The sequence below is a fragment of the Bacteroides sp. QWL-09 genome, from assembly GCF_058683585.1.
In genome coordinates, this window is the sequence record NZ_CM178748.1 from 1,558,187 (window position 1) to 1,573,397 (window position 15,211).

The 15,211-nt window shown below is 39.1% G+C and carries 12 protein-coding genes and 1 tRNA gene; 5 read left to right on the forward strand and 8 right to left on the reverse strand.

The annotated features are described in order from the left end of the window. Both AC4PG5_RS06140 and AC4PG5_RS06145 read left to right on the forward strand, forming a co-directional pair. Entirely contained in the window at positions 1–300 is a 300-nt protein-coding gene (locus AC4PG5_RS06140) for a hypothetical protein (protein WP_492030536.1), read from the forward strand. A gap of 4 nt (positions 301–304) precedes the next feature. Next, the gene (locus AC4PG5_RS06145) at positions 305–1,366 is read left to right on the forward strand and encodes a DUF4917 family protein (RefSeq protein WP_492030537.1); all 1,062 of its coding nucleotides are present in this window, start codon (positions 305–307) and stop codon (positions 1,364–1,366) included. 176 nt (positions 1,367–1,542) lie between these two features. On the opposite strand, the gene AC4PG5_RS06150 is transcribed toward AC4PG5_RS06145, so the two are convergent. The 3 genes from AC4PG5_RS06150 to AC4PG5_RS06160 form a co-directional block, all read right to left on the reverse strand. Continuing rightward, positions 1,543–2,304, reverse strand: coding sequence for a hypothetical protein (locus tag AC4PG5_RS06150; RefSeq protein WP_492030538.1), 762 nt, complete (start codon positions 2,302–2,304; stop codon positions 1,543–1,545). 761 nt (positions 2,305–3,065) lie between these two features. Next, a tRNA-Ser gene (locus tag AC4PG5_RS06155) sits at positions 3,066–3,150 on the reverse strand. Between the two features lie 129 nt (positions 3,151–3,279). Further along, positions 3,280–4,638: an alanine/glycine:cation symporter family protein gene (locus AC4PG5_RS06160; protein ID WP_492030539.1), complete on the reverse strand. Its 1,359-nt coding sequence runs from the start codon at positions 4,636–4,638 to the stop codon at positions 3,280–3,282. A gap of 345 nt (positions 4,639–4,983) precedes the next feature. On the opposite strand from AC4PG5_RS06160, the gene AC4PG5_RS06165 reads away from it, so the two are divergent. The 3 genes from AC4PG5_RS06165 (at position 4,984) to AC4PG5_RS06175 (ending at position 9,964) form a co-directional block, all read left to right on the forward strand. After that, positions 4,984–7,485 carry an endonuclease MutS2 gene (locus AC4PG5_RS06165; protein WP_492030540.1) on the forward strand — a complete coding sequence of 834 codons (2,502 nt, stop codon included), beginning with the start codon at positions 4,984–4,986 and terminating at the stop codon, positions 7,483–7,485. 208 nt (positions 7,486–7,693) lie between these two features. Continuing rightward, complete coding sequence (gene corA / locus AC4PG5_RS06170) at positions 7,694–8,731, forward strand: magnesium/cobalt transporter CorA (RefSeq protein WP_492030541.1); 1,038 nt, start codon at positions 7,694–7,696, stop codon at positions 8,729–8,731. A 21-nt stretch (positions 8,732–8,752) separates the two neighbouring features. Then, positions 8,753–9,964, forward strand: coding sequence for an L-serine ammonia-lyase (locus AC4PG5_RS06175; protein WP_492030542.1), 1,212 nt, complete (start codon positions 8,753–8,755; stop codon positions 9,962–9,964). 170 nt (positions 9,965–10,134) lie between these two features. Here AC4PG5_RS06175 and AC4PG5_RS06180 read toward each other — a convergent pair whose 3' ends face one another. From AC4PG5_RS06180 to AC4PG5_RS06200, 5 genes are all read right to left on the reverse strand, one after another. After that, entirely contained in the window at positions 10,135–11,307 is a 1,173-nt protein-coding gene (locus AC4PG5_RS06180) for a heparin lyase I family protein (RefSeq protein ID WP_492030543.1), read from the reverse strand. Between the two features lie 116 nt (positions 11,308–11,423). Continuing rightward, positions 11,424–11,984, reverse strand: a complete 561-nt coding sequence (locus AC4PG5_RS06185) for a DUF4738 domain-containing protein (protein ID WP_492030544.1) — start codon at positions 11,982–11,984, stop codon at positions 11,424–11,426. Between the two features lie 78 nt (positions 11,985–12,062). Beyond that, positions 12,063–12,530, reverse strand: a complete 468-nt coding sequence (locus AC4PG5_RS06190) for a DUF4890 domain-containing protein (RefSeq protein WP_492030545.1) — start codon at positions 12,528–12,530, stop codon at positions 12,063–12,065. A gap of 104 nt (positions 12,531–12,634) precedes the next feature. Continuing rightward, the gene (locus tag AC4PG5_RS06195) at positions 12,635–13,321 is read right to left on the reverse strand and encodes a potassium channel family protein (protein WP_492030546.1); all 687 of its coding nucleotides are present in this window, start codon (positions 13,319–13,321) and stop codon (positions 12,635–12,637) included. A gap of 17 nt (positions 13,322–13,338) precedes the next feature. After that, positions 13,339–15,168 carry a TrkH family potassium uptake protein gene (locus AC4PG5_RS06200; RefSeq protein ID WP_492030547.1) on the reverse strand — a complete coding sequence of 610 codons (1,830 nt, stop codon included), beginning with the start codon at positions 15,166–15,168 and terminating at the stop codon, positions 13,339–13,341. Between the last annotated feature and the right edge of the window lie 43 nt (positions 15,169–15,211).

Below are 15,211 nucleotides of genomic sequence, written 5' to 3' on the forward strand. Positions count from 1 at the left end.
ATGAGTATCAGCAGTTTTATGAAAGGACATGTATCTGAAATAAAAAACATTATTTCAGATTTGCCAAACGATTTTAGTTCTCACGACTTTATTGAGAAATTCTCAAAAAAGTATGAATCGGAATATATTGATATGCTTGTACTCTATAAGGGTAGAGAAGCTTTCAAAACGGTACATGCACAAATAGCAAAACAACTTAGTTCCGATATGAAAACATACGGTATTGCCAAGAGCAAAAAAGGATCAAGTGAACATGTATTTGGAGACACAGATATGGTACAATGGTGGGAAAAGATATAAAACGATGAGTGTAGATAGCCTGAAAACATACCAAGATATTATCAAATATCTCAACAAACAAAAACGGACTAAACATTTACTGTTGGGCAACGGGTTTAGTATGGCGTATGATGCCAAAATATTTTCATACAACGCGCTAAGTACGTTTATAGCAAATTCCGAAAATGAATTATTGAAAGAACTGTTCAAGAGCATTAACACAAAGAATTTTGAAGTAATCATGCAACAATTGGATCTTTTTGCTGATGTTGCAAAAGTTTTCAAAGCCGAAAAATCTTTTATTGACGAAATTAAGCAAACAAGCGAAAAACTAAAAAACAGTTTGATTGATGCAGTTCAGGTAATGCATCCTGAGCATGTTTTTAAAATACCAGAAGAAAGAAGTATTGCTTGTTGTGCTTTTTTAGAAGATTATTTAGCAAATGATGGATATGTTTTTTCTTCAAACTACGACTTGCTACTTTATTGGGTTTTAATGCGCAATACGTCCAAAAATGCTGGAGATGGTTTTGGCCGAGAAGTTGAAAATCCATTAGAAGATGGAGAATTTATACGCGATTATGAACCTGAATATTCAGAACTCCGTTGGGGAAAACATAAAGACAGTCAATCTGTATTCTACTTACATGGGGCGCTCCCGTTATTTGATGCAGGTATAGATATAATTAAGGAAGAATATGATGGTGATTACCTATTGGATAATATCAAAGCAAGAATGGAAAAGCAAGAGTATCCTATTTTCGTAACCGCAGGCAATGCTACAGAAAAACTGACACACATAGTGCATAACAGATACCTTTCTTTTTGCTATGACGCATTATCTTCAATAACGGGTACTTTGATAACATTTGGATTTAATTTTGGAGATAATGATACCCATATTATTGATGCTATCAATAAAGCTGCGCAGCAACCTATATCAGACAGACTTCGTAGTATTTACATTGGTGTGTATTCTGATAGTGACTACGCACATATTAAGAATATAGAGAAAAAATTTAAATGCCCTATTCGTATGTATAACGCAAGAACAGCAGGTGTTTGGAAAATACCAGTGGAATTATGAAGTAAGATATATTAAAAATAGGTATTTATGGAACTAGATTTGTTTGAACAAAGATGAGGTGGCAAATCCGACAAAATTTATTGGATGGTGTCCTAAAAGTAGTTTTCGCACATACTCCCGAATGCTTACTTTTTTTTGGGGGGGCTATTGTAATACTTTTAATTCAAAAGTTATAATTATTCTTCTATAATATTATAAAAATTCCTCCATCCCAATTTTTCTCTATAATTAGCTACAGAACCTTTAGGTACATATAATATGCAGTTCTTAAAATCCACAGATAAAAAACCATATTCATTATCAATGACTTCTTTCATTTTAGCATGAATAATTTTTATATTACCTCGGTTCGAAACAAATTCAAACGATTTTAGAGATTCAGGTAATATCAAAGATTCGCAAGAGTTTGATTGTAATCTGAACTTTTTTAAATTCTTCATAAAACTAAAATCTAGATTTTTAGATATTTGAACATTAACAGATAATTCTTCTATATCAGAATTATAACAAACTGCAGTAGTATATGGGAAATCTACACAAACTTTTTTTACATGAGGAACTATTAAAGATTCTAAGTTATTCACATAATTATTAATGGAAAAGTATTGAGACACCTCTTTCCCTTGCATAAATTTCAAATTACTTATATTTAAATGTTTAAGTTTAGGGAATAAGTAAGATAAATCAAAATCGGAACGATAAAGATATCCATTTATTTTTAAAGCCGTTACTTCCTGCATTTCCTGAAATGACATTGATTTTTTTATATTTCCAGGAGTCACAGTTATTTCCTTTACCAATAAATTATTACCCTCGTTCTCTTTTACAATATCCTCCCATATTTTCTTTTCTATTTTTGTCTCACATAATGTAGGACTGTTTTGAGCAACCATAACAGTTGTTGTTAAAAACAAAACTAGCACAACAAATTTTCTCATAAATATTTACTTTTAAATCAATCTATAGTACACCTCATTAATACCCACTATAAAATCCAATCGAATCAGAAAGATTACTGAGATAAATATACTTACATTCCATACTTTTAATGCGACCAAAAACTTAAAATAAAATTACTCTGGCATGACAAAAGTCGCAATAAAATCAAAGAATATCAAATCTTTCGGTGGTTTTTTTTTCATGTAATGAACATTTTTTACATATTGAGCTTGAAAAGACTATAAATCCTATCCTTAGCAAAAGAGAAAGCAGTGACAACATTGTTTGAACTATTGAAAGAAAAATCGGAAGCAAGCGTACGAGTTGTATTAAGGCACTTTGTCTTTATCGTATATGGATTTGAACGGTCGTGTAAATACCATATTGACATCGGGCGGATATAACTGGATGATTTTATACCGGTAAAAAACGGAATGAATATATGATAACTCTCGAAAAAGGAAGTATTGCGGGTGATGTAGTACCTTTTGCGAAGTTTTTATCAAATATCCAATTTACAACTTTCTTGAATCAAAGCTTTTTATCAAAACAGAATAATTATATTTTTGAGAAATATTTATGCCTAAGAAATAAAACATACACACTTTTCTGAACATTACCTGAACATTACCCGAACATTACCGTATGATCCGGTATGATCCCCCTTTTGTGACGGGCAGATGGAAACAAAAAAAACCTACAAGTTGTTGACTTGTAGGTTTTTGTACTGTTACTGTCTGTTTTTGTCCAGACCTTTCAGCGGAGAGACAGGGATTCGAACCCCGGGTACCTCGCGGTACAACGGTTTTCAAGACCGCCGCAATCGACCACTCTGCCACCTCTCCAGAACTTCATTTTCAGAAGTGCTTCTCTCTAAAAGCGATGCAAAGGTACGACTCTTTTTGGAATTCACAAACATTTCGAAAACTTTTTTCACTAAAAAAAATATTTTCGTTTAATCCCCCCTCTTCAGACTACTCTGAGCGGTCATATTCATCAAGTCGCCCATTCCATAAGTATTTCCGCGTTTCTCGAGCAACCACTTTCCATAAAAGAATCAGTGAAATCAAGTTAGGTATAGCCATTAAAGCATTCATCGTGTCGGAAATATTCCAGACTAACGAAAGATTCATAATCGAACCGATATAGATCGCTATAATCCAGAAGACACGATAGATCCTAATCCAACGACGCCCTCCCAAATACTCTACGGCCTTTTCAGCATAATAGCTCCAACCAAGAATCGTAGAAAAGGCAAAAGTCACAATACCAACAGATAAAATAGTTGTTCCAAATACCGGTATCTTACTAAAGGCAGCTTTAGTTAATGCCCCACCTTGAGTATGATCAATATCGGGATAAGCAATAATACTACTGACTAATACCAAACCGGTCAACGCACAAATCACCACGGTATCCCAAAACGTTCCGGTGGAAGAAACTAAAGCTTGGCGTACAGGATTACGGGTTTGTGCCGCTGCTGCCACAATTGGCGCAGAACCCAAGCCGGATTCATTAGAGAATAGTCCACGAGCAATACCATAACGAGCTGCCATCATCAGTGTTGTTCCTACAAATCCTCCCCCTGCAGCTTGCGGGGTAAAGGCTGAATGAATAATTAAAGAACAAGTTTCTTGCAAATAAGCAGCATTCACATATAGAATATAAAGACAACCTAACACATAGAACAAAGCCATAAAAGGAACTAACTTGGCACAAACTCTAGCGATACCCTTTACCCCAAAAAGAATGACAAGAGCCACCATCAAGCAAATCACCCCACCAGTCAGGTAAGAAGATATGCCATAACTCTCTGTTAATAATAACGCTATAGAATTAGCTTGAACCGTATTTCCAATTCCAAAGGCTGCTAAAGCAGTAAAAATAGAAAATAAAATTCCTAACCAACGCATTTTTAATCCACGATCCAACGCATACATCGGACCACCAAGCATCTCACCAGTCGAGCTACGTACTCTATATTTTATAGCGAGTAAACCTTCAACATATTTAGTCGAAATACCTAAAACTCCGGTTAACCAACACCAGAGCACAGCACCCGGACCACCCAAGGCCACAGCAGTTGCTACCCCAATAATATTTCCAGTTCCAATAGTAGCCGCTAAAGAAGTGGCTAAAGCCCCAAACTGACTCACATCACCCGAAACCCCTTTATCTTTCGTAACCGATAAACGGATAGCCGTTAGTATTTTACGTTGTGGAAAGCGTAAGACAATCGTTAAAAACAAATGGGTACCCAATAGTAAGATAATCATTGGCCATCCCCATAGCCATGTGCTCAGTTGTTGAAAGAAATGTTCTATTGATGCCATCGACAGATTTATTTGATGAGAAAAACAAAGTTAGAAATTCAAATAACAAAAACAAGAAAAAATCAACAAAACAAGACCAAATAACGATCAATCGGGGCTTTTTCATAACAAACCGACAACTTTAGACTGTTTTTATCTCGTTTATCACTAAATCATTTTCTAACCATTCTTTAACCATCCGTTGATGATTCGTTGATGATTCTTTAACCATTCATTGAAGATTCGCTGATGATTCAAGCCTTTATTCTCTAAATCGCTTATCTCAAGTGCAACCATTTCATAACAGCTTCTTCTCCTTTTCAGTAAATAATCGTATTTTTGCACCGAGTAACAAGCAATACAGATATGATTTATCCTCAAAACTTTGAGCACAAAATAGGTTTCGACCAGATTAGAACATTACTAGTCAACAAATGCATCAGTTCGTTAGGCGAAGAACGGGTACACGAAATGACTTTCTCCGACGAGTTTACCGTAGTAGAAAGCCAACTAAACCTCATTACAGAGTTTATCCGCATTATTCAAGAAGAAGATCAGTTTCCCGATCAATATTTCTTTGATGTACGCCAATCGTTGATGCGTATCAAAATTGAAGGGATGTATCTTGACGAACAAGAATTGTTCGATCTGAGACGATCACTAGAAACCATCAACAATATTGTTCGCTTCTTGCACCATCATGAAGACGAAGAAGGGCAATCCCCCTACCCTAATCTTTCCACATTAGCAGGTGATGTGATGGTCTTTCCACAACTTATCGGAAAGATTGATAGCATCCTCAACAAATATGGTAAGATTAAAGATAATGCCTCACAAGAATTGGCACGCATCCGCCGCGAATTGAATGTCACCATGAGCAATATTTCTCGTTCGCTCAATAGCATCCTACGGAATGCTCAATCGGAAGGATTTGTCGATAAAGATGTCACCCCCACCATGCGCGACGGTCGCCTAGTGATCCCCGTTGCTCCGGGACTCAAACGTAAGATCAAAGGTATCGTTCACGATGAGTCGGCTAGTGGAAAGACCGTCTTCATCGAACCGGCCGAAGTGGTCGAAGCCAACAATCGCATCCGCGAACTTGAAGCTGACGAGCGACGTGAAATCATTCGTATCCTCACGGAATTCTCCAGCATCGTCCGCCCATCGATTCCCGAGATTCTCCAATCCTACGCTTTCCTAGCCGAAATTGACTTCATCCGTGCCAAGAGCTTATTTGCTATCGAAACGAAGAGCATCAAACCGGCATTAGAAGAAGAGCTAGTGATTGACTGGACCATGGCTATTCATCCTTTACTCCAAATGTCGTTAGCCAAACATGGGAAAAAAGTTATTCCACTAGACCTCGAACTCAATCGGCAACAACGCATCCTTATCATCTCCGGACCAAATGCCGGTGGAAAATCAGTCTGCCTCAAAACGGTCGGCCTATTACAATATATGCTACAATGTGGATTACTGATTCCAATGCACGAACGCAGTCACGCCGGCATCTTTAGTAGCATCTTTATTGATATCGGCGACGAGCAATCGATCGAAGATGATTTGAGTACATATTCTTCTCACCTCACTAACATGAAGAACATGATGAAATTCTGCAACGAAAAGAGCCTCATCCTGATCGACGAGTTTGGAGGAGGAACAGAACCTCAAATTGGCGGCGCCATTGCCGAATCGGTCTTAAAACGATTCAACGACAAGCAAACATTCGGTGTCATTACGACCCACTATCAGAATCTAAAACATTTTGCCGAAGACCATGAAGGCGTAGTCAACGGTGCCATGTTGTACGATCGTCACCAAATGCAAGCGTTATTCCAATTACAGATCGGAAATCCGGGGAGCTCATTTGCTGTCGAGATCGCTCGCAAAATCGGTTTACCTGAAGAGGTCATTGCCGACGCTTCAGAGATCGTAGGAAGTGAATATATCAATGCCGATAAATACCTACAAGACATTGTACGAGACAAACGTTATTGGGAGAACAAACGCCAGAATATCCGCCAACGCGAGAAACAGTTAGAAGAAACCTTAGCCCGTTATCAAACAGAAATGGAAGAGGTTCAAAAATCTCGTAAAGACATTATTCGGAAGGCCAAAGAAGAAGCTGAAGCTCTTCTCAAAGAATCGAATGCCAAGATCGAAAACACGATACGTGAAATCAAAGAAGCGCAAGCCGAAAAAGAAAAAACCCGCACGATCAGAAAAGAGTTTGAAGCATTTAAATCGTCAATCGACCAACGTACTGCAGAACAACAAGAGCTGAAGATCGCTCGTCAGATGGAAAAACTACGCGAGAAACAGGAGCGTAAAAAGAATAAGAAGGACGAGCCGAAGAACAACCTCAAGCCAGCACCTTCTTCAGTCACAAAATCCCAACCATTAACCGTTGGAGAATATGTGCGCATCAAGGGGCAAACGAGTATCGGCGAGATCTTAGACATTAACGGAAAAAATGCCGTGATTGCTTTTGGAAGCATCAAAACAACCGTTAAGCTAGAACGATTGGAACGTTCCTCATCGGCTCCCAAGCCCAATGAAGCGGCCAAAAGTACTTTTGTCAGCACGCAAACACACGATCAGATGTACGAAAAGAAGCTAAACTTCAAGCAAGACATTGATGTTCGAGGCATGCGAGGAGATGAAGCTCTGCAAGCCGTAACCTATTTCATAGACGACGCCATATTGGTCGGCATGAGTCGTGTCCGCATCTTACACGGTACCGGAACAGGAATTTTGCGTAGTCTGATTCGTCAATATCTCGAAACAGTGCCCGGTGTCGGTCATTTCGCTGACGAGCATGTACAATTTGGTGGATCGGGCATTACCGTAGTCGATCTCAGTTGATAAAACAAACAAGTAACCGCAACAACTTCATTTAGAAAATATTAATTTTGATTTATTGATTTAAGAATCACAAGTCGCACCTAGTCATAAAGAATTTAGGCTCAATCGTCATGAAACTTAAAGAATTTTATGTACGTTTGTTTTCATCGAGTGCTATATTGTCCTTATTTTCTGTTTTCCTAATCGTTTTTTAAATGAAGTTGTAAGCATGAAAAATAATCTTTTAACTGAAAAACTGGTTTATACGGGCCATAGTCAAACCCCAACGCATCTGCACCTTTGTCAGTATGATGCAACCAGCTTATCCGAGGTCTCCGACTCCTCATTTACGGTCATCAAAGACTCTTTATTACCCAATCGCATCAACTGGTTGCAAGTACAGGGAATGAAAGACACTGAGACTATTCGAGAGATCTGTAACCATTTTCAGATCGATTTTCTGACTCTTCAAGATATCTTAAATGTGAAGCACCCCACAAAAGTTGAAGAATTCGATCATCACATCATCTTGATACTCAAACTCTTTCAGTCTAATAAAGAAGAAGACGAACTCACTCAGCAACAAGTTTGCCTAATTTTAGGTGAAAACTACGTTCTCAGCTTTCAGGAAGCCGAATCCATCTTTTTTGACGACATCATTGAGGCTATCAAGAAGAACATTCTCAAAATCAGAAACCGAACATCCGATTATCTGATGAGTGTTTTATTCAATAGTATCATAGGCAATTACATCAATTCAATCACTAGCATTGAAGAACGCTTGGAAGATCTTGAAGAAAAAATGCTGGTCATCACCCACCGCAACGATATCGGCATTGAAATTCAAAACCTCAGACGCCAATATCTATTGATCAAAAAAGCTGTTCAACCCTTAAAAGAGCAATATACCAGACTTTTAAGATCTGAAAACCCTCTGATTCACAAAACCAATCGAGCCTTTTTTAACGACACCAACGACCATCTACAGTTGGTTCTTCAAACCATAGAGATCTGTCGCGAAACCCTTTCTTCATTAGTCGACCTCTATATTTCCAACAACGACTTACGAATGAATGAGATCATGAAACGTCTCACTGTGGTTTCTACCATCTTTATTCCTCTCACTTTCCTCGCCGGCGTTTGGGGAATGAACTTCCACCAGATGCCTGAACTAGGATGGAAATACGGCTATTTATTTGCGTGGGTACTCATGGTAGTTATCGGTATTATCGTATATTTGTATTTCAAAAGGAAAAAGTGGTATTAATCAAAACTTCGTACGTGTAAAATGAAATCGATCAAAGAGTTATTTCGAATTGGGGTCGGACCTTCGAGTAGTCATACTATGGGACCGCGAAAAGCGGCAGAACAATTTGCCGAAAGACATCCTGATGCCTCCTCATTTAGAGTAACCTTATACGGAAGCTTAGCGGCTACCGGAAAAGGACACATGACCGATGTAGCGATCTTAGACATCTTACAGCCCATTGCGCCAACCGAGATTGTATGGCAGCCTAAAGTCTTTCTGCCGTTCCATCCCAATGCCATGACCTTTTGCGCCTACAATGGAGATAAACGCCCAAAAGAAAACTGGACTGTTTACAGCATTGGTGGAGGAGCTTTGGCCGAGCAAAACAGTAGTAGTGCCGACAATGAGAGTCCGGAAGTCTATGCTATGAACAGCATGACTGAAATACTCGATTGGTGCGAACATACCGGAAAAAGCTATTGGGAATATGTCAAAGAGTGCGAGGATTCGGATATTTGGGACTACCTAGAAGAGGTTTGGAAAACCATGAAAGAAGCGATCGAAAGAGGACTAGATACCGAAGGCGTACTGCCTGGGCCACTCAACCTGCGTCGTAAAGCTTCAACTTACTATATCCGAGCTAAAGGATTTAAACAATCGATGCAATCACGTGGACTCGTATTCGCTTATGCTCTAGCCGTCAGCGAAGAAAACGCTTCCGGTGGAAAGATTGTTACCGCTCCAACTTGTGGATCATGCGGTGTTGTCCCTTCAGTGCTTTATCATCTTCAGAAAAGTAGAGACTTTAGTGACGTGCGCATCCTCAGAGCCTTAGCTACTGCAGGATTAGTGGGAAATATCGTCAAACATAATGCCTCTATTTCAGGAGCAGAAGTCGGTTGTCAAGGTGAAGTTGGCGTGGCCTGTGCCATGGCTTCTGCGGCAGCCAATCAACTCTTTGGAGGCAGTCCCGCGCAGATCGAATATGCAGCAGAAATGGGACTTGAGCATCACTTGGGCATGACTTGCGATCCTGTTTGCGGTCTGGTACAAATTCCTTGTATCGAACGCAATGCTTACGCCGCTGCCCGTGCACTCGATGCCAATATCTATTCCACCTTTACTGACGGTATCCATCGGGTCTCGTTCGATAAAGTCGTACAAGTCATGAAGCAAACCGGACACGACTTACCTTCGCTTTATAAAGAAACAAGTGAAGGAGGATTGGCTAAAGATTATCAGCAAATGTAGATGAATAACTATTATCGAAGGATAATGGCCTAATTTCGTATATAAACGCCCCTTGTTGAATAGGTATTCAAATGTAGAATACTTTTTCAACAAGGGGCGTCTCTAATCAATGATCTCTATACTAATCGTCATATCTCACACAACCAGCAGACCTTGTATTTCAGCTCATTCTATTTCTCAGAATAGCCGGCTAAGTTATAACATACCGGTATCGTACTGTTCCCTACTCGATAAATACCAAATTTGAAATAGTAACCATCCTCATCATTCCGACCAATCAAAATCGGTTGACGATCAACAATCGCACGTTCTATTTTTTTCTGTCCCGACTGATGAGCCATCTTTACGTCAAGTAACCCTGGTTTCACAATCGTTTCGGCCTCTTTTCCATAAACTGTCCAATCAATATGAATCGTAAAAGTCACCCAACAATCTTTTGGAAAATCGGCAAACGGCAATTTATACGCAATGGTCGACGCCTTATATTCAGACTTCAATGGTTTCATTACTTCCGCCTTTTCGGGGTTAACGTTACAACGATCGGTTTTATCGCTCAACCATTTACGGTCAGAGTTTGCCTTAATATAAAACCATCCGTTAGAAAAGCCGAAAGCAAGAGGCGGATACCCACCTTGTTCGACCAACCAACCATTCTTTTTACCGGTTTTATATACAATGTTTCCCTTTTTATCCTTTATAGAATTACCATCTTTATCTTTCTTGATCAGCTTCTCATGACCGATATCTTTTTTAAAGATCGTACACTCATCGATTTTCATAAATTCCTCAATCGTTAGCTTTTTGATCTCTCCGTCAGGCGTTTGTACTAATGTCCGGTCGGGCATACCATGCCACTGTGCAAAGATAGTCGATACCTCCGGACTTAAAGATGAAGGAATATAAATAGAAAACTGATAATCGCGTGAACTCCCTTGACCACAAAAGCCCTTACCATGATGATAAACAGTTTTAGCAATCTGAGCCTTTTCGTAAACATCGGCCGATGCTTCTTTAAAATCCTCGGCTGTAGCATAACAATAAGAAAATTCGGCACGCCCTTTTGTTTCTCCCTTAGCGTAACCCTCTAAAGTGTTATCGTCTTCTCTCAACTCAAATCGATAAGAAGGCACACCATTAAATTTTAATTGGGAATCACGTTGTATAGCATGAGACTTTTTAGTTCCAACCGCCACCCATTGTCCGTCAATAATTTGATTAACCCGAGCAGAATCCGTTTGAACATTTACGCGTTCCTTCAATGGCACAAGAGAGGGTTGACTCTGAGCAAAGGTGTAAGCTCCCCCAATAGTTGCAAGTAAAAATAAGAAGATGTTCTTTTTCATTAAGTTTTATGTTAGTTAAATAATGAGTGCGAAAATAAAAAAGGCAGTCGAATGACTGCCTTTCATTTGTTTCAAAAACTATCATATTTGTATAATATTCGACGAACAAGATTTGTTTACTCAGAGGTCTGTTCAGAAAGGTTATCTTCGAGCATATCCACCTTTCGAATAGTCATTTTACCTTCTTTTGTGACTGTGATGGACAATGGCATGTATAAGTCCGTTTGAGGATAACAAACACTTGCAGCAAAGACAAATCCGTCTGGCGAAGTCTTATCGAAAACAATACCCTCCAAAATTGACTTGCTTAAGAAATCAGAATCGACTACAGCGGAAAAATCATTTTTAGTAAAAGTCCTATTGAAAATCTCTGTTGTTCCGCTCATTAGACGCACCGAAATCTTATTATCCATATAGGTATCCCCCATATCATTCTTCACATGAGGCAAACTTTCATCCGGACAACGATATACCATCGAAGAATAAGACTTGCCTTTAAATTCGATTGCCATTTCACTCTTCGACTCCTGCATCGATTGCACACCGCGAGCATCAATACTATCCTTAAGAGATATTTCCTGTTCGCCATTCCCAGCCTTATCAGAACTTTTTCCACCGCACGCACTAATTAAGACAATCACTAGTGTCGCAATAAAAGTATTCAGTATCTTCATCATTGAATTATCTGTTTATTATTACTGAACAAAGGAACAAAAAGGGAGGGATATTTACAAATATTACCTCTAAAAACGTATTTAACGCTTTCTGTTTTCTTCTCGACGTTCCGCCTGTTTCTTTGTTAATGCTTCATATTGATCTTTAGTCATAATCGACTTCAATTGAGCATCATACGCTTCATGAACCTTTTTAAGTTCCTCGCGTCTTTTCACGCGTTCCTCTTTGGACAATCTTTTTGCCTTGCAACACATTTGTTTCTTAGCAGCAATAGAATCCTTACCTTGAAGACCTGCACCTTTCTTATGCATTCTTGAACTAACCTGATATTGATCCATTTTTTCAACCAAAGCCCGATTGGCTTCAAAGAGTTGTTCCTTTTGCTTATCTGTAAGCGCGTATTCTTTTGCCATGCGTTCCGTCATGCGTTCCACACGAACTTTTGGATCCACTTTCTTTGCTCTTGGAGTTTTCTGATCTTTTTGTGCAAAAGCAACACTACCTACCATCATCAGTAGTACGAATAAATAACTTATCTTTTTCATCATTTTTCAGTTTTAATTTAATATTGAATTATCTTGTTGCAACTGAATATAGGACTAAAAAAGGAATAAAAGGTTTAAGAGCCTCTGCATTTTTCTTATCAATCAAATCAGAAAGCCTTCCAAAACGATTGAAAATCACGATATCTGGCATAACAGACTAATCTATCATGTTCAAGTATAACTTCATCCACCGGCAAACTATTATTCACATGCTCTTCCATCACTCCTATTCCCAAACAGTTCGTGATCTTCTCATGCCGAATAAGACCGATTAACTTTAGGTTAAACTCCTTATCCAAGCCTAACTCATTCAGTTTAAACCCGACTAAACGTTTAGGTATCGGACACTTCACCACATAATAGTCCGCATCCACACGAAAAGCCTCCACTGCGGTTCCGAAGTCGAGCAACTGCACTAAGTTTAAAGCAGCATCATATTCAGGAGTTAAAATTCGAGTTAGGCCAAAAGCCTCAAGCACAGAGCGGTGTACAGAATCAATAGCTCTCGCATAAATCTGCTCAACCTTTTTTTGTTTGAGCAAAGCCACTGCCCGAACAGAAGCTCCAAAATTACTACCGATAGCCACAATCACCACATCTACATTCTCCAATGGCAACACATCCAATGAGTGTTCGTCTGTTGCATCAATCACAAACGCTGTCGTCACCTTATCCTTTATGGTGTCCACTTTATTCGGATCCGAATCAACTCCGATCACTTCATTGCCTAAAGCCGAAAGTTCCTCAGCCAAGACATGCCCATAATTACCAAGTCCTATGACAATATATCTCATAAGTAAACTATTTAATATCAGTTTATAATAATGTTATCGCTTGGATAGCGATATTTCGTATGCTTCTTTTGGCGAACGATGCCCAACATTAAAGTGATTAGACCAACTCTGCCCACAAACATCAATACTGAAATCAGCAATTTACTCTCATCACTAAGCAAAGGAGTCAACCCCAAGCTGGCACCTACCGTTCCTAAAGCTGAAAAACATTCAAATGCAATAGACATCAGCGAAGCCTGAGGGTCGAATAGACTAATTAGAAAAATAAAGATAAAGATCATCCCCAACGACATCACCACCGTTGCATTCGATCTTCGAATAGAATCGGGTGACAGTTCTCGACCGAAAGCCTCTACGCGATCTGTTCCGCGTAATACCGCCATTAAATTCAGCCAGGCCACGGCAAACGCATTTACCTTGATTCCACCGGCCGTAGACTGTGCGGCTCCTCCAATCCACATCAAAACCATATAAATCAGAATAGACTGTATGCTGAAAGTCGCCAAATTAACACTACTAAAACCGGCTGTTCTCGGACAAACGGCATTAAAAAAAGCCTGGGTCCACTTATCGGCTACACTCATACCGGCAAAGCCCTTATCCCATTCCAAAAGCAATAAAGACAATGTTCCTAAAACCAATAAAATGAAGGTCGCCATTAAAACAATCTTGGTATTCAGATTATATAAATGCCTCACTCTGATTCGTTCCACCTGACGTGTTCTTAAAAATGTCCAAAGACGACGTAAATGAATAAAAGCTATATTCTTGAAATTTACCAATATTGGGAAACCGATTCCACCCAAAATAACCAATACCGAGATAGTCAAATAAAAACTATTATGCCCCGTCATCAAAGGAGCATACCCGAGATTATTAGAAAAGGTAGAAAATCCGGCATTACAGAACGCCGAAATGGAATGGAAAACAGCATGTCCGATCTCCTCCTCCAAAGTCATCCCCAACGTCCCATGGATATCCCACCAAAGAAGTAAAACTCCCGTACTTTCTATAATCAAAGTAAAACCCAGGATATAAAGCAATGTCGATAAAAGAGAATTCAAAGAGTTGGAACTAATCATATCCCTAACCACCAACTGATTATACAGTGACGTATTTCCCATAAAGAACATCGCAAAGAAACTTGTGAGGGTCATCACTCCCAATCCGCCAATCTGAATCAATAAAATCACAACCACTAGTCCTGACGTAGTAAATGTCGTCGAGACATCAATCGGAACCAATCCTGTGACACACACGGCACTTGTGGCAGTGAACAGCGCATTTACCCAAGAAATACCGTTTACCGTACACCTAGGCAACATCAAAAGCCCCGTACCCACAATAATGATCACTAAAAATCCGATGGCTAAAATTAGCGAAGGGTTAGTACGCCTTCCCAATAACCTCACAATACCGTTCGATAAGCTTAAAAAAGAGAATAGAAATAAAAGAACGGTATGATAAAGTTTACCATTGAGAAATTCCCAGATATTCAGAACCATTCCATCGACCTCCGGACGATGAAAGATGACTGGAACCAGACTCAGATAGAGCAGCCAACTCAACACCCAAGCAAATCGTCGGTACGTCTTTTTTGTCTCTTGATAATCCAACAACAAATGTGTGCTCACATCCATCAAGAAGAAAAGCCAAACCACGTGATAGAGCGTATTGATCTTAGTCTGTTCAACCTCTGTAAGTGGGAATCCGTACTCATAAACAATCCCAACGATAAATAAGATAGAGGCCAGATAACTAAGAGCTGTCACCCCATTAAGCAACAGTCGTAAATAAGGTCTTAACAGTTTATTCTGATATAAAAAGAATTTATGATAAGTTTTCATTTCATCAAAAAATAGATCCTTACAAACATAATCAAAAAAATGG